General features: G+C 71.3%; 19 protein-coding genes and 1 tRNA gene. 15 read left to right on the top strand and 5 right to left on the bottom strand.

Annotation, left to right across the window (positions count from 1 at the left end; all coding sequences use genetic code 11):
* The 3 genes from HNR73_RS34490 to HNR73_RS34480 all read right to left on the bottom strand — a co-directional run bounded on the left by HNR73_RS34490 (position 1) and on the right by HNR73_RS34480 (position 4,851).
* Entirely contained in the window at positions 1-2,628 is a 2,628-nt protein-coding gene (locus HNR73_RS34490) for a nitrate- and nitrite sensing domain-containing protein (RefSeq protein WP_239122178.1), read from the bottom strand.
* A gap of 218 nt (positions 2,629-2,846) precedes the next feature.
* Complete coding sequence (locus HNR73_RS34485; RefSeq protein ID WP_184792239.1) at positions 2,847-3,530, bottom strand: potassium channel family protein; 684 nt, start codon at positions 3,528-3,530, stop codon at positions 2,847-2,849.
* Positions 3,520-4,851, bottom strand: a complete 1,332-nt coding sequence (locus tag HNR73_RS34480; RefSeq protein ID WP_203686356.1) for a TrkH family potassium uptake protein — start codon at positions 4,849-4,851, stop codon at positions 3,520-3,522. The genes HNR73_RS34485 and HNR73_RS34480 overlap by 11 nt, the downstream gene beginning before the upstream one ends.
* 281 nt (positions 4,852-5,132) lie before the next feature.
* Here HNR73_RS34480 and HNR73_RS34475 point away from each other — a divergent pair.
* The 6 genes from HNR73_RS34475 to HNR73_RS34450 all read left to right on the top strand — a co-directional run bounded on the left by HNR73_RS34475 (position 5,133) and on the right by HNR73_RS34450 (position 8,229).
* Positions 5,133-5,205: transfer RNA gene (locus tag HNR73_RS34475), tRNA-Ala, on the top strand.
* A 271-nt stretch (positions 5,206-5,476) separates the two neighbouring features.
* Complete coding sequence (locus HNR73_RS34470) at positions 5,477-5,791, top strand: hypothetical protein (RefSeq protein WP_184792237.1); 315 nt, start codon at positions 5,477-5,479, stop codon at positions 5,789-5,791.
* A gap of 2 nt (positions 5,792-5,793) precedes the next feature.
* Positions 5,794-6,789, top strand: coding sequence for a hypothetical protein (locus HNR73_RS34465; protein WP_184792236.1), 996 nt, complete (start codon positions 5,794-5,796; stop codon positions 6,787-6,789).
* 9 nt (positions 6,790-6,798) lie between these two features.
* Positions 6,799-7,470, top strand: coding sequence for a hypothetical protein (locus HNR73_RS34460; protein WP_184792235.1), 672 nt, complete (start codon positions 6,799-6,801; stop codon positions 7,468-7,470).
* A 7-nt stretch (positions 7,471-7,477) separates the two neighbouring features.
* The gene (locus tag HNR73_RS34455; RefSeq protein ID WP_184792234.1) at positions 7,478-7,915 is read left to right on the top strand and encodes a hypothetical protein; all 438 of its coding nucleotides are present in this window, start codon (positions 7,478-7,480) and stop codon (positions 7,913-7,915) included.
* Positions 7,900-8,229, top strand: coding sequence for a hypothetical protein (locus tag HNR73_RS34450; RefSeq protein ID WP_184792233.1), 330 nt, complete (start codon positions 7,900-7,902; stop codon positions 8,227-8,229). Before HNR73_RS34455 ends, HNR73_RS34450 begins: the two co-directional genes overlap by 16 nt.
* Before the next feature lie 5 nt (positions 8,230-8,234).
* Here the strand turns inward: HNR73_RS34450 and HNR73_RS34445 are convergent, their stop codons facing one another.
* Positions 8,235-8,597: a YbaB/EbfC family nucleoid-associated protein gene (locus HNR73_RS34445; RefSeq protein ID WP_184792232.1), complete on the bottom strand. Its 363-nt coding sequence runs from the start codon at positions 8,595-8,597 to the stop codon at positions 8,235-8,237.
* Positions 8,590-8,880: a YbaB/EbfC family nucleoid-associated protein gene (locus HNR73_RS34440; protein ID WP_184792231.1), complete on the bottom strand. Its 291-nt coding sequence runs from the start codon at positions 8,878-8,880 to the stop codon at positions 8,590-8,592. The genes HNR73_RS34445 and HNR73_RS34440 overlap by 8 nt, the downstream gene beginning before the upstream one ends.
* Positions 8,881-8,947: 67 nt before the next feature.
* Here HNR73_RS34440 and HNR73_RS34435 point away from each other — a divergent pair, with 67 nt between their 5' ends.
* From HNR73_RS34435 to HNR73_RS34395, 9 genes are all read left to right on the top strand, one after another.
* Positions 8,948-9,373 carry a hypothetical protein gene (locus tag HNR73_RS34435; RefSeq protein WP_184792230.1) on the top strand — a complete coding sequence of 142 codons (426 nt, stop codon included), beginning with the start codon at positions 8,948-8,950 and terminating at the stop codon, positions 9,371-9,373.
* Between the two features lie 44 nt (positions 9,374-9,417).
* Positions 9,418-9,591, top strand: a complete 174-nt coding sequence (locus HNR73_RS34430; protein WP_184792229.1) for a DUF4236 domain-containing protein — start codon at positions 9,418-9,420, stop codon at positions 9,589-9,591.
* Positions 9,592-9,659: 68 nt separating this feature from the next.
* The gene (locus HNR73_RS34425) at positions 9,660-10,436 is read left to right on the top strand and encodes a DUF4253 domain-containing protein (RefSeq protein WP_184792228.1); all 777 of its coding nucleotides are present in this window, start codon (positions 9,660-9,662) and stop codon (positions 10,434-10,436) included.
* A 78-nt stretch (positions 10,437-10,514) separates the two neighbouring features.
* Entirely contained in the window at positions 10,515-11,936 is a 1,422-nt protein-coding gene (locus HNR73_RS34420; RefSeq protein WP_184792227.1) for a serine/threonine protein kinase, read from the top strand.
* A gap of 158 nt (positions 11,937-12,094) precedes the next feature.
* On the top strand, positions 12,095-12,373 hold the full coding sequence (locus tag HNR73_RS34415) for a hypothetical protein (protein WP_184792226.1): 279 nt from the start codon (positions 12,095-12,097) through the stop codon (positions 12,371-12,373).
* Positions 12,374-12,472: 99 nt separating this feature from the next.
* Positions 12,473-12,976, top strand: a complete 504-nt coding sequence (locus tag HNR73_RS34410; RefSeq protein ID WP_184792225.1) for a SigE family RNA polymerase sigma factor — start codon at positions 12,473-12,475, stop codon at positions 12,974-12,976.
* Positions 12,973-14,007, top strand: coding sequence for a hypothetical protein (locus tag HNR73_RS34405; protein ID WP_184792224.1), 1,035 nt, complete (start codon positions 12,973-12,975; stop codon positions 14,005-14,007). Before HNR73_RS34410 ends, HNR73_RS34405 begins: the two co-directional genes overlap by 4 nt.
* A 57-nt stretch (positions 14,008-14,064) precedes the next feature.
* Entirely contained in the window at positions 14,065-14,409 is a 345-nt protein-coding gene (locus tag HNR73_RS34400; RefSeq protein WP_203686358.1) for a nuclear transport factor 2 family protein, read from the top strand.
* Between the two features lie 70 nt (positions 14,410-14,479).
* Entirely contained in the window at positions 14,480-14,785 is a 306-nt protein-coding gene (locus HNR73_RS34395; protein WP_184792223.1) for a type VII secretion target, read from the top strand.
* The last annotated feature ends 2 nt before the right edge of the window (positions 14,786-14,787 follow it).

The raw sequence follows: 14,787 nt of genomic DNA, 5'->3' as shown, positions 1-14,787 counted from the left end.
TCATCGTTGGTCCGTCCTTCGGGAGTGGGATTGGGGGTTATTGGAACGCAACTGCATGGTCGAGCTGGAGGGGACCCGTCCACTGTTCTGGCCCAGTCCGGCTTCGTCCTCACGACCCGCGGCGGTGCCGCTGGCCAGGCCGGACAGTCGGGCTCGGATCTCGTCGGGGTCGATGCTTCCGGTGATCTCGGCGGCGGTGGGGACCTGGCGGGAGCCTCGTCCGCCGGCCGGGACCGACGCGTCGATCGAGCCGGGGAGCAGTCGCGCGCCGGGGCGGCGCTGGGGCAGTCCGCCGGTCGTGGCGGCGGCCGGTTCGGCCGCCGGTTCGGCGAGGACCCGCTGCACCTGAGCGTACGCCGTGTCGCTGGGACCGCTGCGCCACTCAAGGGAGCCCGGCGGCAGCGACGGACTGTCGCCGGAACCGGTGCTGGGCCGGAACCAGCCCGTCGGGACGATGTCGGTGCCCAGGGGACCGGCGGGCCGCTCGTCGCCCGTGCGGGGACGCGGGACGCGCTGGTCGGCGGGAGACGTCGGCCGACGGTCCGGGGTGACGACGGGGCGCGGTTCGGGCGCCGCGGCGATGGCCCGGGGGCGCTGTCCGTTGTCGACGGCGGCCGTCGGCGGGCGGCCCGCGATCGGCATGGGCCGCGACTGGCGGGGCGGGAGCTCGCGACGGGGATCGGCGCCCAGGGGCGGACGCGGGTCCTCGTAGGTGTCGAGCGTGCGATCCGTGGAGATCATCGCGTCGGGCACCCGCACCATGGCGAGCGTGCCCTTGCCGGCGGTGCTGTGCAGCTGCACCTCGATGTCGCGGCGGGCGGCCAGTCTGGCGACCACCAGCAGACCCATCGTGCCGGCGGTGGCACTCGTCAGGGCCGAGGGCTCGCGCAGCCGTTCGTTGGCGGCGTCGAGCTGCTCGGGCGGCATGCCGATGCCTTCGTCGGCGATGGAGATCGCGAGGTCGTTGACGCTGCGGCGCACCGTGACGCGGACCTGCGAGGTCGGCGGCGAGAACACCGCCGCGTTCTCCAGCAGCTCCGCGAGCAGGTGCACGAGGTCGCCGACGGAGTGCGCGGTGATCGGGACGTCGCCGGCACCGTCGATCTCGACGCGGGTGTAGTCCTCGATCTCGCCCGCGGCCGCCCGGATGACGCTGGCGACCGGCTCGGGGGTGGTGTAGCGGCGACCGGGGTCGCCACCGGCGAGGACGAGCAGGTTCTCCTCGTTGCGGCGCATACGGGCCGCGAGGTGGTCCAGCGCGAACAGGCGGGCCAGCACGTCCGGGTCGGTCTCGGCTTCCTCGAACTCGTCGAGGAGGCGCAGCTGGCGCTGCACGAGGCTCTGGCCGCGTCGGGCCAGGGCGATGAACAGGGCCTCGACGTCGAGGCGCAGCAGCGACTGGTCGGCGGCGAGCCGGAGGGCCTGTTCGTGGACGGCGTCGAACGCGACGGCCACCTGACCGATCTCGTCGTCGTTGCGTCCGGCGCGGGCCATCGGCGCGGCGTCCATGGCGGTGCGCAGACGCCGGCCGACCTCGTCGGAGTTGCCGGCGCCGGCGACGTCGGCCACCGCGCCCGGCAGGCTCTCGTCGGCGACGGTGAGGGCGTTGCGTCGCAGGACGCGCAGCCGCCGGGAGGTCCGGACCGCGAAGAGGATGGCGATGGTCAGGGTGACCGTGGTGACGCCGAGGGCGATCGAACCGGTCGCGAGGGCTCGCTGCTGGGCGGAGATGGTCAGCTCGGAGGCGCTGGACTCCATCCACGTCGTCACGTCGAGTTCGACGTAGTAGAGGCGCAGGAGCAGGTTGCTCATCGCGACCGTCCACGACTCCGGTGCGATCTCCTTCCAGGCGACCTCGTCGGCGTCGAGGCCCTTGAGGATCGTCTGCTGGAAGCGGTCGACGTTGTCGTAGTCGACGGTCTGCGCGATCTGGTCGTAGTTGAAGCGGATGCCCGGGTCGGCGTAACGGTAGAACTCACCGATGCGCTCCTTGGTCTGACCGACGACGTCGGCGACCAGCGCGAGCTTGGTGGGGTTGTACTTGCCCTCGTCGAGGATGTCGCGGACGAGGATCAGCTCGTGGGCGGTGAACTGCTTCGCCGTCGCGATGGCGGCGGTGGCGCGGGCCTGGGCGGCCAGCTTCGGGTTGACGATCTGGTCGGGCAGCTTGTCGGCCACGACGAGGATCTGCTCACCGATCTTGTTGTAGGAGTCGAGGCCCGAGGCGCGGGAGTTGAGCTCCCCGGCGATCGACTCGGTACGGGCCGTCTCCAGCTGGAGCAGCGAGCTGTTGGCGCTCGTCACCGCTCCCCGGAGGTCGGGTGCGGCGCTCTGGGCGGCCTCACCGGCGCTGCGGAACTTCTCCAGCGCCTGGTCGGTACGCAGGCGCTGCGACTCCAGCAGCGGCTTGCCGACGCCGCCGGCGGCCAGCGAGGGCCCGGAGCGCTGCACGTAGGCCAGGGTCTCACTGGCCTCTCGCTGGAGTTCCTGGACAAGACTGGAGGTGCTGCCGGCGAGTGTGGCCAGCACCTGGGCTCGGTCGGCGTCATCGGCTTCGATCAGGGCGTTGCGGACTTGGATCGTTCCGAGTGCGACCAGGCCCACCAGCGCGATGACGATGGGCAGCATTAGCTGCACGCGGACCGATTGCACAGTCGCGCGCCTGGACGAATCGCCACGGGCCATGATGCGGTCTCGCTCTCATTTGCGGACAACTCTGCGGGTGCCACGGATATCCTGGCCGCCTTCCCGCACCCGCTCAAGTCCGGGGGCGGTATTTCACCCTATGAAGTCGACGGTCCACTGTGCGCGATCGGAATGTCACAGAATAAAGCCGTCTGACTACATCAGGTAATGGCGGCGAAGGTCTCCACTTGCATTGTCGGGCCGGAGACGATGATCAAGTCGCCTTCGGCTATCGAGGTATCCGGCCGGGCGTAGGTGAAGTCCTCTCCCGGTCGTTTCACACCGACGACGGTGACACCGTACTTGGTGCGCAACTGCGCCTCCGCGAGGGTACGACCGACGGCCTCGGCGGGTGGGCGCGTCTTGACGATGGCGAATCCGTCGTCGAATTCAATGAAGTCGATCATGCGTCCGGTGACCAGATGGGCGACCCTTTCACCCATCGCCGCCTCGGGATATACGACGTGGTGCGCGCCGACCCGGTGCAGAATGCGTCCGTGTTTGGCCGTGATCGCCTTGGCCCAGATCTCGCCGACTCCGGCTTCTTCGACGGCGAGGACGGTCAGCACACTGGCCTCGATGTCCGTTCCGATGGCCACGACGACCCGATCGAACTCACCGATTCCGAGTTGGGACAGGACCGAGGCGTCGGTGGCGTCGGCCTGCACGACGTGGGTGAGCCGGTCGGACCACTGCTGGACGATCTCGGCGCGCTCGTCGATGGCGAGGACCTCGTGGCCGAGCCGGACCAGGGACTCGGCGACCGCGCCGCCGAAACGTCCGAGCCCGATGACCGCGACCGTCCCGGAGTCGGGCTGGATCAGCCGCTTCTTCTTAGCCGACAATGGGTCGCTCCTCTGGATAGCGGTACAGGCGGCCGCGCACGCGCAGCGCCATGGCGGTCGCCACGGCGATCGTGCCGACCCGCCCGATGTACATAAGGACGATGAGCACCAGCTGGGCCCCCGCGTTGAGCTCGGGTGTGATGCCCGTGGAGAGGCCGACGGTGCCGAAGGCGGAGAGCGCCTCGAAGAGCACCCGGTCGAGCGGGAAACTCGTCAGGAGCAGCAGGGCGACCGTTCCGGTGGCCGCCGCGGCGACACCGAGCAGCGCGACCGTCAGGGCCTGGCGCTGCACGGTCGGGCTGATCCGGCGGCGGAACACCGACACGTCGGGCTCGCCACGGACCTCGGCCCAGATGACGAAGGCGAGCAGGAAGAAGGTGGTCACCTTCACGCCGCCGGCCGTGCCGCCCGAGCCGCCGCCGATGAACATCAGGCCGTCGGTGAAGGCCAGGGTCTCGGGGCGCAGCGCGGTGATGTCGATGGAGTTGAAGCCGCCGGTTCGGGGCATCGAGCCGGAGAAGAAGGCGGGCAGGAGCTTCTCCCAGGCGCCCATGGGACCGAGCGTGCCGGGGTTGTCCCATTCCAGGGCGAGGTAGGCACCGAAACCGGTGACGAGCAGGACGGCGGTCGCCAGGAGGGTGAGCTTGGTGTGGACGCTCCACTTGCGGGCGGGCATGTTGCGGCGGAAGACGTCGGCGAGGACGGGGAAGCCGATACCGCCGATGATGACCGCGAAGACGATCGGCAGGCACATGAACGGGTCGGTGACGAAGCCGGTGAAGCTGTCGGCGTGCGGTGAGAAACCGCCGTTGGTGAAGGCCGAGACGGAGTGGAAGACGCTGTTCCAGGCGGCCTCGCCCCAGCTGTCGGTGTAGGTCGAGCGCATCCGGACGAGCAGGACGAGCGCGACGAGGGCCTCGACGGTGAAGGTCAGCGCGGCGGTGCGGATGATGACGCTGCGGACGTCGCCGAGGGCGAGCGAGCGCGTCTCCATCTGGGTCATCATGCGATCGCGCAGGCGGAGCCTGCGGGCGACGAGCAGGGCGAGCAGGGAGGCGCCGGTCATGATCCCGAAGCCGCCGGCCTGGACGAGGACGAGGATGACGACCTGCCCGAAGGACGACCAGTAGGTGCCGGTGTCGACGGTGATGAGGCCGGTGAGGCTGACCGCGGAGGTGCTGGTGAACATCGCGGTGAGCGGTGGGGCCGAGCCTTCGCCGGCGCGGGCGATGGGCAGCATGAGCAGGACGGTTCCGACCGCTATCGCGGCCAGGAAGCCGAGCGGCACGATACGGGCAGGGTGCCGCAGTGATCGACGCACACGGGGATTCTGCCGCATCGGCGATCGCGATGGGCGATCATCCCGCCCTCGACCTGGCCACGGCACGTGACGTGCCCGGTCGCTCGCGGAAGGTGCGCGCGGCGGGACGGCGGCACCAAGAGAGATAAGGTGCGCCCGGCGGCGCCCGGCGGCGCCCGGCGGCGGCGCCGCGAAGGGGCGTTCCCGCGGGTGGGGGCCGGTGGCGGGGAAGGCCTAACCTCCTCGACCGCCCCCGAGAGGGCCGTGTAAGCTACTGCGAGTGCTCAACGAAAGACGAGCGCGGGGCTGTGGCGCAGCTGGTAGCGCACCACACTGGCAGTGTGGGGGTCAGGGGTTCGAGTCCCCTCAGCTCCACCCCGTATGAAGGCCGTTGACCTGGTGACAGGTCGGCGGCCTTTGTCGTGTTCGCGGTGGGCGCCCGCTGGGGCGTGAGGTGGGTCTCCGGTCGAGGTGGGCCCTCCCGGTTTCCGAGCTCCGGCGGTCTGGTCCGGACGTGCCCGCGTCGTCCCCGGTCTTCGGCCTTGCGGCAGTGGCTCTTTCCTTGCCGCGCAATGCTTTCCGAACTCACCACATTGGACACCCGGCGCCTTGCGTTCCCTCGCTACCCTCATCTTCGGGAGGCCACATGCAAGGGTTCGCCGTCGACACCACCGCTCTTCGCACCGCCGCCACGCGCCTCGGTGCCCTCGGGGCGCGCGTCGCTCCCCTCGGCGCGGCTCCGGTCGCGCAGGCGACGACCGCGGTCGTCGCGACCCCGACCTATCTCTCCGGCACCGCGTGTGAGGCCTTCGCCGGCCAGCTCGAAGGCGTCCTCGCCCTCATCAGCGAGGAGATCATCGGCCATGAGACCGGCCTGAACGGCAACGCCGGTGCCTATGAGAAGGCCGAGGAGACCGCCGAGGCCGACTTCGCGAAGATCCAGCGAGCGATCGGAGCCTGACGATGCCCACCTACGCCACCGCGATGGCCTCCGCTCCGACCGCCGTGGCGAGCTTCGGGACGGCGATCCAGTCGGTCTCGACCCAGCTGACCACCATCAACGGCCAGTACGCCTCCGACACCGGTGGCCTCGCCGCCCGTTGGCAGGGCGAGGCGCAGCAGGCCCAGCAGAAGAAGGCGACCGACGTCGAGAAGCGCGTCACCGAACTCGCCGGGAAGATCGGCCAGGGCGCGCAGGCCGCGATTCAGGGCGGCCAGCAGATGCAGAGCATGGTCATGGCCCTGCGCACGCGCAGCCAGACCATCCTCGCCTTCGGCTACCTCATCATCCCGCCCATGGGCCTGGTCACCATCGGTCCCGTCCACGAGGCCGAGGCGGCCGCGGCGGGTCCGGGCGCGCCCGGCGTGCTCGCGGGCTACCAGGCGATCGCGGTCGAGCTGACCGCCGAGCTCGCCGCCCAGGTCGTGCAGCTGACCGCGCTCGACGCGCAGACCTCGACGCGCCTGGAGACGATCGTCGCCCAGATGACCCGCAACCCCTCGGCGGCGCACCGTCCGTCCGGGAACGCCTGGGTCCAGCAGCTCAGCGCCACCGACCGGGCCAGTTACCACCGCCTCCAGGGCGCCACGGGCCGCGCCCGCGCCCGCAGCGCCGCCCAGTACCGCGCGAGCATGAACCAGCGCGGCACCGGCAGCATGGTCCCGGTCGGCCGCAACATCGAGGCCCTCCGCCACCGCTTCACCGGCAGCGACATCGAGCACGCCGTCGCCAACGATCCCGCCGTCCGGCTCGACCCGAACATCCGGCACACGGGTTCGCAGCGCGGCGGCGCCGGGAACCCCGACTTCGTCATCGGCGGCCGCCACAACGTCGACATCACCGGCGGCAGCGAGAGTTCCATCGCCAAGCACCTGGGCCGCGACTACTACGACGACGTCGGCCAGATGATCACCTACCCGTCGCTGCCCAACAGCGCGCTCGCGAGCATCTTCGCCTAGGTTTCGCAGATGACCCACGTCAAAGAGCAGTTCCCGTACGCGAAGATCCTCGGCACGGACCGGGTCCTCGGCGGCACCGAACTGGACCGCTGCCGCTTCGAGGGAGGCGTGCTCGCGCAGGACACCGACCCGGCGTGCGGGCTGGTCGTGCGCGACCTGGTGATGCGCGGGTGCCGTACGACCGGGCCCGCCGAGTTCCACGGCGTCACCTTCGACGGCGTCACCGTCGACGGCCTGTCGCACGGCGGTCCGCTCGTCCTCAACGCCTGCCTCCTGCGGCATGTGACCTTTCGCGGGAAGATCGGCGTGATCGGCGGCGGCCCGGCTTCGACGGCCCATCCGGAGGCGGTGCGGCAGGCCTTCGCCGACGCCGCTGCGGCCTTCTACGCCCAGACCGACTGGGCGCTCGACATCACCGAGGCCGAACTCGCGGGCGCCTCGCTGAGTCAGATCCCCGGCCATCTCGTGCGACGCGACCCCGAAACCCAGTTCCTCGTCCACCGGGCCCGGGCCTCCGCCGTCGACTCCCGCACCCTCCCGATGGCCGCCGAGATCGCCGTGGAACTGGCGAAACTGTCACCGTACGAGACGATGGTGGCGGTGGCACCGAAGCGGTCCAAACGCTTCGCGGCCGCGCTGGAGGAACTGACCGTGCTCCGCGACCTCCGCATCGCCGAATAGGGACCCGATGATCACCGACATGTTCGCCGCCGACGCCGTGCGTCTGCGCGCCCTCAACGACGACGGGCTCCCGCACCCGTCGACACACGGCCTGCGCTCGATCGCCGCCCGTGACGTCGATCCCGTCAGCCTCGCCGTCCTCGAAGTGCTGCTCACCGACGTCGCCGTCGAGGAGGCCGTGGCCGAGGCCGTCCGCACGCCCGCGCAAGAGGCACCCGACCTCTACGCCGGGCCCGTCCTCACATTCGTCAACGCCGGCCTCGTCCGGGCCCTGCCCGCCGTCGACGACGCCGCCCTGGAGATCCTCGCCACCGACTGGATCGCCAACGGCGAACTCGCCGGAGCCCAACACGCCGCCGTCGTCGACTGGCTCACCGCCGCTCGCTCGCTGTTTCGCGACGCGGCCGCCAAGGACCGTCTCATCTGCGTTTGGAACTGCCTGTGATCACGCCCCGGCAATTCGAGGCCGCCCGCGCCACCCCGTGGCTGCGGGCCGCCTTCCACCAGAAGGACACCGTCGAGGAGACCCTCGCCGACCCCGAGGTCGTCGGCGATCCCAACACGACGGCGGGGAAGAGCGGCGCGGCGAACCTCGACGCGCCGGACATGCTCCTCGGCGGGCGCACCGGCGTCGACGTCATCCCGGACACCCCGGCCAGTCGTGCCGCACACCTCGACCGGGGATACATCGAGGGTCCCGACCAGCTCGTGACCTACCCGGTGCCCACCGCGCAGTTCCTCGCCGAGATCTTCGCCTGAGGCGGCTAGAACTCCGCCGATTCGGCGACGAGGTCGTCGACGAACTTCCGGTAGGCCCGCACGGCCACCGGGCTGGCCTTGTCGGCCTCGGCCCGGAACTCCTCGCGCGCGGCCAGCTGGCCCTTGCGGATCGTCGCCGCGACGGTCTCGGCGAGGGTGAAGCGGTCGACGTTGCGGAGCACGTCGGGCCGCAGGAGCAACGCCGTCACCCGCCCCTTGAGGCTCACCGTGACCCGGATGGCGCCGTCCTGGTCCTCGGTCTCGACGCTGCGCTCCCCGAGTTCGGCGAGGACCGGCCCGTACTCGGCGGCCGCCGCGACGGCCTCGTCGGCGAGCCGCTGGAACTCGCGTACGCGTTCCTCACTCATGGCCGGTCTCCCGCGGAGGCGCCGGGAACCGCTCGGCCAGTTCGAGGAGCGCGTCGGTGCGGGACTTCTCGGCGGCGTCGACGGCGGCCAGGACCGCCGCGGAGATCGCCTCGGTGTCCTTGCGCTGCACCGCCGTCCCGAACTCCAGTTCCTGGACGAGACCGTCGCCGTCGACGGTCACGGTCGCCAGGCCACCGTCGTCGGAGCCGGTGTACCGGGATTCGCGCAGACGCGCGAATGCGGCGTGAACGGCGTCCGCCGTCGGTGAGGGGTCCGCTGGCATGGCTCCACTGTAGGGAGTCCTGTCACCTGCCGGGGGTCGGCGTTCGGCCACCGCGATGCCTTGGCGGGTGGGCGATCCCGGTGACCGCGGCACACCTCAGGCCCACACCGGAGGCGAGGCGGCGACCGCACGCGCGGCGGCGCGCGCCGGGTCGCTCATGTGCGTCTCCACCGACGCGGGCACGCCCTTCGCCGACATCGGCGCGGCCGGGCCCAGCGTGTGGGACCTCGTCCGTCCCGGTGAGCTCCTGGCCAACCTCGACACCGACGACCTGCCCGACGAGGCGCTCGACAAGGCCGACGGCCTCACCCCCGACATCATCGGCGACCTCGCCGACACCACCGGGCTCCCCGTCGTCGTCAAAGGCGGTCTTCCTCGGCAGACCGGTCCTGTGGGCGCTCGCCGGCCTGGTCGCCTGACAGGCCACACAGGACAGTCCACTGTGCCGTCCTCACCTGGAAGTCGTTTGGGGTCGGGCGTGCCCGGGCAATAACGAGGCACCCCCGAGTGACCGAGATGAGGAAGGACGACCGCCCCATGGGACTCATGTTCCGCAAGCGCAAGAAGATCGGGCCGCTGATCCTCAACTTCACCGAGAACGGCTTCTCGTCGTGGAGCATCAAGATCGGCCGCTGGTCCTGGAACTCCAAGGCCCGCCGCCACCGGGTCGACCTGCCCGGCCCGCTGTCCTGGAAGCAGGACAAGAACTAGCTTCGACGAAGGAGCGCCCGCGGTGTGGGCGCTCCTTATCGTCGCCGTACCCGGCCTAGCCTGGTGACATGGACCTCGCCGAAGCCCTGACCGGGCTGGAAACACCGCTGCCGGCCGGAAGTCTCGTCACGCCCGAGGACGGCGGCGCACCGGTCCTGTGGCTCAGCGACCGGGCCGCCGACGTGGACCTTTGGCGGCGGCTGGCCGACGAGCACCCCCGCTCGGGCCTGTGCCCGCTGGTGCTCTCGGAGCTGTCCTGGGACGACGACGAGTTCCGGCCCTGGGAGTCCGGCGAGCTCTACCCCGGTCACATGAGCTCCCCCGCGCACGCCGACATCGCGACGGTCCTCGACGTCTGGTGGCAGCGCTATGCCGGGCCCGAGGAGGGCGGCAGCGTCACCGCGCCCTATGGCCCGGACTGGCCCGGGCTCGCCGAAGGCGCGTCGTTCGCGCCGGGCGCCGTCGACGAGGCCGCGACGCGACTCGCCACCGAACTGCTGGCCGACAAGAACCGTCGCATCGGGCTCGTCGCGGCCCGGACGAACGCCGAGGCCCTCGCGGCGGTCGGGTGGAGCGGGCCGCTGAACTACGAGAACGACACCGGTCTCTTCTGCGCCGTCCTCGCCGACTGGCGGCGCCGCTTCGGGACGACCGTCGTCGGCGCCGGTTTCGACACGCTCTGGGTGAGCGTCGCCGCGCCGCCGAAGGACCTCACCGAGGCGTTGCCGCTGGCCGCCGAACTCTTCGCCTTCTGCCCCGACAGCGTGTGGCAGGGCGCCGGAACCCTCGACTTCCTGGCCGAGCGGATGGTGGGCGCGGGAACCTGGCGCTTCTGGTGGGACTGAAGTGAACGGGGCCCGTGGGGCCCGCTCGGCCATCGCTACGATGCATGGGATTCCTACCCTGTCGACCGAGGGGCTCCCATGCACGCGGAGGAACTCGTCGGCGCCCGCTACCGACTCGACACCCGCCTCGCCGGCGGCGTGATGGGCGAGGTCTGGCGCGCCGTCGACATCCGGCTCGACCTGGCCGTCGCCGTCAAACTCCTGCACACCGGGGTTTCGGCGGGCGAGGAGTTCCGCGCCCGCTTCGAGTCCGAGGCTCGGACGCTCGCCGGACTCGACGCTCCCTCCGTGGCGACCGTGCGCGACCACGGCGTCGAGGAGACACCCGAGGGCACGCGCTACTACCTGGTCTTGGAACTCGTCGACGGCCGTCCGCTGGCCGGCCTCGGAATCCTGCCCTTCGGGGAGACCGCGCGCGTCCTGGCCGACGCCGCCGAAGGCCTCCAGGCCGCCCACGAGGCCGGGATCGTGCACGGCGGCCTCGCCCCAGCCGAGGTTCTGATCACCGCCGACGGCGACGTCAAGCTCATCGGCTTCGGCGCCGATCGCGTCGCCGCCTACAGCGCGCCCGAACTGTTCGGTGACCCCGATCCGACGCCGTCGGCCGACATCTACGCCCTCGGCGCCATCGGCTTCGCATGCCTCACGGGCACCCCGCCCTTCGGTTCCGGCGACCCCGCCGCCGTCGAGCACGGGCACCTCAACCAGCCGCCGCCCGCGCTTCCCGAGGACGTCCCCGAGGCGCTCGCCGAGGCCGTCTACCGGGCCCTGCGCAAGGAACCGGCCGACCGCTGGCTCACCGCCCACTCCTTCGGCGCGGCCTGCCGGACGGTCGCCACGGCGAAACCGGCGGTCGTGGAACAGGCTGTCGCCGCCCCGGAACCGGCGCCCGAACCGGAAGCGGTCGACAAGCCCGAGCCCACGGCGATCGAGGCCCACGTCCCCGACGAGACCGTCGCCGACACCCGTCCACCGGCCCCCGCCGACGAGCCCGCTCGCCGTCGCCGCCGTGCGCCCGTCCTCGTGCTCGCCGCCCTCGTCGCGCTGATCGCGCTCGCCGCGGCCTTCGTACTGCCGCGCCTGATGGACGACGGCGACCCCGGTACGGCCGGTGCGGCGCCGTCGTCGGGCGCACCGAGCGACGCGGCGTCCTCCTCGCCCGGGGTCGCGCCCACGGAGGAGGACGACGGCGCGCCCGGTTCCGCCGACGACCGGCCCGGGACACCGGCCGGGACGACGACCGGTGCCGAGTCGAGCGGCGCCGCACCCCTCGTCGAGGTCCCCGACCTGGTCGGGAAGCAGATGTCGGAGGCCCCGGAAGTGCTGGAGGCCGAGGGTTTCGAGAGCCACGAGGGCATCTCCGAGCGCTCCGGCGAGTGGATCGCCGCCTGCGAGATCTGGGCGCAGACCCCGGAGGCGGGCGCCCGTGTCGAGGCCGGCACGAAGGTCGTCTACCGCTACGCGCCCACCCTGTTCGGTGACTGCGCGACACGAGCCTGAAGGCACCGGACTCCGCCGGAGACGGCGGCGCGACCCCGGGACGGACCGGCCTGCGCGGGCGGGTCCGTCCCCGGTCCTAGGACCATCGCCCCATGGGCACAAGATCACCGGCTGACTACGCTTCGGACGTCACCGCGCCCCTCCCGAAAGGCAGTCCGATGCCCGCAGACGCCACCGCCCACGTCCGCATCGCCCGACCGAGCCGTGATCTCCAGGCGGCCGAACGGTTCTGGATCACCGGCTCCCCCACCGCCGAGGACCTGCTCGTCGTCTACCTCAACGAAGCCGTCCCCGGCGAACTCGTCGAGCGGCTGGAGGGCCACGGCGGCACGCGGGTCCCGGCGCACAACCCGTACTGGGACACCTGGGGCGTGACCATCGAAGACCCCGACGGCTACCGGCTGGTGCTCTCCACGCGCGACTGGTCGAACTCCTAGCCGCGCGAAAGAACTCTCCCGCCCCGGGCATAGATCGGGGCGGGCCGGCTCGTCTACGCCTGAGCCGGGGTACGGTCCCGGCCCGTCCCCGGAGGTCGCATGAGTCCCGAACACGAGCGCGAGTTCCGCGAGTTCGTGGCGGCGCGCTCCCCGGACCTGCTCCGCACGGCCTACTACCTGACCGGCGACGTCCACCGCGCCCAGGACCTGCTGCAGACCGCGCTGCTGTCCTGCGCCCGCCGCTGGTCGAAGATCCGCGCCTGGGACCAGCCGATGGCCTACGTCCGCAAGGCCATGTTCCGCCACCAGATCAACTGGTGGCGCGTCCGGCGCAACCGTCTGGAGACCCCGACGGAGACGCTGCCCGACCGCGGCCACGACCCGATGGCGGCCTGGACCGTACGCGACGACCTGATGTCGGCGCTGCGGCGGATCCCGCCGCGCCAGCGAGCCGTGGTGCTCCTGCGCTACTACGAGGACCGGCCGGAGAGCGAGGTCGCGCGGATCCTCGGCGTCTCCATCGGCACGGTCCGCAGCCAGGCCGCCAAGGGCCTCGCCAAGCTTCGCGAACGGCACCGGGAACTCGTCTTGGAGGACGGATGAACGAGCACCACCGCGTCCGGGACGAACTGCGCGCGCTTCCCGAGCCCTCGATCCCCACGCCCCCGGCGGATCTCGCCGACACCGTGCTGGGCAGGCTCGGGCGTCAGCGGCGGGCCATGCGCGCCGGGATCGCCGCGCTCGTCCTCGTTCTCGTCGCCGCCGTGCCGATCGCGTTGACGCGGGGGCATTCCGAGGGAGGGCCGCCACCCGCCGGACCACCGACGACGGAGGCGCCCGCGCTGCCGGTTCCGGGCGGCGGGCCGTCGGCCATCCACGTCTACGGCACCGGTGGCGAGAGCTTCGTCCTGGACCCGGACACCGCCTCCTACAAGGCATTCCCCTTCGACGTTGTCCTCTCCCCCGACCTCACCTGGGCCGCGGTCCTCAGCGACGGCAGGATCGGCATCGCGACACGCGAGGCCCTGCTCGCCGACGGCGAGTCGGCCGTGGACTGGGCGAACCTGCCGGCGGTCGACAGTCCACGGTGGGCTCCGAACGGCGTGGCGCTGCTGGTCACCGCCACCGACCGCTCGGCGGCCTACGTGTACGGCCTGGACACCGACGCCTACAACGCGGTTCCCCTGCGCGGCATGGAGATCGCCGGGCCGGCGGGCTGGGGGAGCGACTCCCTGCGGTACGTCGTGCCGGTGGCCAAGGACGGCCGGCCCAGCGGAGTGCGGTATCTCAACGCGCAGGGCACCGGCATGCCGGGCACCCTCGAAGGGTCGCCGGGGACGGTCATGGGCTACTCACCGGATCTGCACTACGGCTTCACGCTCGGCTTCCAGAAGACCTCGACCGTCTTCTACGTCAAGAACGGCGTGATCGCCTCGACACCGACGCAGCTCGGCGGCTTCGCCGGCTGGTACGACGACGCGACGGTCGCGCTGGTCGAGGGTTCGGCGCTGGTGCTCGTCGGCGCCCAGGACGCGAGGGAGATCGAGCGTCTGCCGCTGCCCGGTGTTCCCGCGCTGATCCAGATCGGGCCGAGCGCGGGCCTTGCGGGCGCGGCGGCGGGATACGGCTTTTAGCCACGGTTGTCACACCGGAGTGCGAGTCTGGGCCGAACCGACATCGAGGAGTACTCCGTGAGCGCCACCGACACCGTGCGTGCCATGTTCGCCGCCTACCGCGCCCAGGATCGCGCGGCGGCCGAGGCGCTGATCGGCGAGGACTTCCACTTCACCAGCCCACGGGACGAGCGGATCGACCGGGCGGCGTTCTTCGCGCGCTGCTTCCCCACCGCCGACCGCTTCACCCGGCAGGACCTGCTCCAGGTCGTGCCCGGCGAGGGCGAGGACGTGTTCACCCTGTACGAGTACGATCTCGCCGACGGCGGCGGCACCTTCCGCAACACCGAGGTCAGCACCGTCCGCGACGGGCTGGTCGTCGAGACGCAGGTCTTCTTCGGCGGGGCCGTAACCGGTTCTTAACCGGTAATCGGCCCATGACTGTCCACAAGGGATTGTCCACACAGTACGGGCTGCACTACTCTGCTCACACATGAGGATCGACCCCCAGAAGGTGCGGCAACTGGCCAAGCGGATCCGCGACGCGGCCGACGACATCCAATCGGCCGCGAGTTCACGGGGGCCGCAGATCGAGCAGACCCACGCCGGGATGAGCGGTTTCTCCGCGGCGTCGACGCTCCAGAAGCTCACCTCGACCCTCGGCGGGCAGGTGCGCGGGCTCCATCCGCGCACCGGGAGCCTCGCCGGGGCGATGGACACCGCGGCGGCCAATCACACCGCGAACGACCGCGGTTCACGTGAACAGTTCCTGCGCTACCTCAACTCCCTCAAGAACTAGGG

Origin of the sequence: Phytomonospora endophytica (assembly GCF_014202425.1) — a bacterium.
GTDB lineage: Bacteria > Actinomycetota > Actinomycetes > Mycobacteriales > Micromonosporaceae > Phytomonospora > Phytomonospora endophytica.
The sequence above is the reverse complement of the archived record's forward strand: the minus strand, read 5'-3'. Positions and strand labels throughout refer to the sequence as shown.

Coding starts and splice junctions, on each gene's coding strand:
- HNR73_RS34490 (WP_239122178.1), bottom strand. CDS start 2,628: ATGCTGCCCATCGTCATCGCGCTGGTGGGCCTGGTCGCACTCGGAACG.
- HNR73_RS34470 (WP_184792237.1), top strand. CDS start 5,477: ATGCAAGGGTTCGCCGTCGACACCACCGCTCTTCGCACCGCCGCCACG.
- HNR73_RS34465 (WP_184792236.1), top strand. CDS start 5,794: ATGCCCACCTACGCCACCGCGATGGCCTCCGCTCCGACCGCCGTGGCG.
- HNR73_RS34460 (WP_184792235.1), top strand. CDS start 6,799: ATGACCCACGTCAAAGAGCAGTTCCCGTACGCGAAGATCCTCGGCACG.
- HNR73_RS34455 (WP_184792234.1), top strand. CDS start 7,478: ATGATCACCGACATGTTCGCCGCCGACGCCGTGCGTCTGCGCGCCCTC.
- HNR73_RS34445 (WP_184792232.1), bottom strand. CDS start 8,597: ATGAGTGAGGAACGCGTACGCGAGTTCCAGCGGCTCGCCGACGAGGCC.
- HNR73_RS34440 (WP_184792231.1), bottom strand. CDS start 8,880: ATGCCAGCGGACCCCTCACCGACGGCGGACGCCGTTCACGCCGCATTC.
- HNR73_RS34430 (WP_184792229.1), top strand. CDS start 9,418: ATGGGACTCATGTTCCGCAAGCGCAAGAAGATCGGGCCGCTGATCCTC.
- HNR73_RS34425 (WP_184792228.1), top strand. CDS start 9,660: ATGGACCTCGCCGAAGCCCTGACCGGGCTGGAAACACCGCTGCCGGCC.
- HNR73_RS34420 (WP_184792227.1), top strand. CDS start 10,515: ATGCACGCGGAGGAACTCGTCGGCGCCCGCTACCGACTCGACACCCGC.
- HNR73_RS34415 (WP_184792226.1), top strand. CDS start 12,095: ATGCCCGCAGACGCCACCGCCCACGTCCGCATCGCCCGACCGAGCCGT.
- HNR73_RS34410 (WP_184792225.1), top strand. CDS start 12,473: ATGAGTCCCGAACACGAGCGCGAGTTCCGCGAGTTCGTGGCGGCGCGC.
- HNR73_RS34405 (WP_184792224.1), top strand. CDS start 12,973: ATGAACGAGCACCACCGCGTCCGGGACGAACTGCGCGCGCTTCCCGAG.
- HNR73_RS34395 (WP_184792223.1), top strand. CDS start 14,480: ATGAGGATCGACCCCCAGAAGGTGCGGCAACTGGCCAAGCGGATCCGC.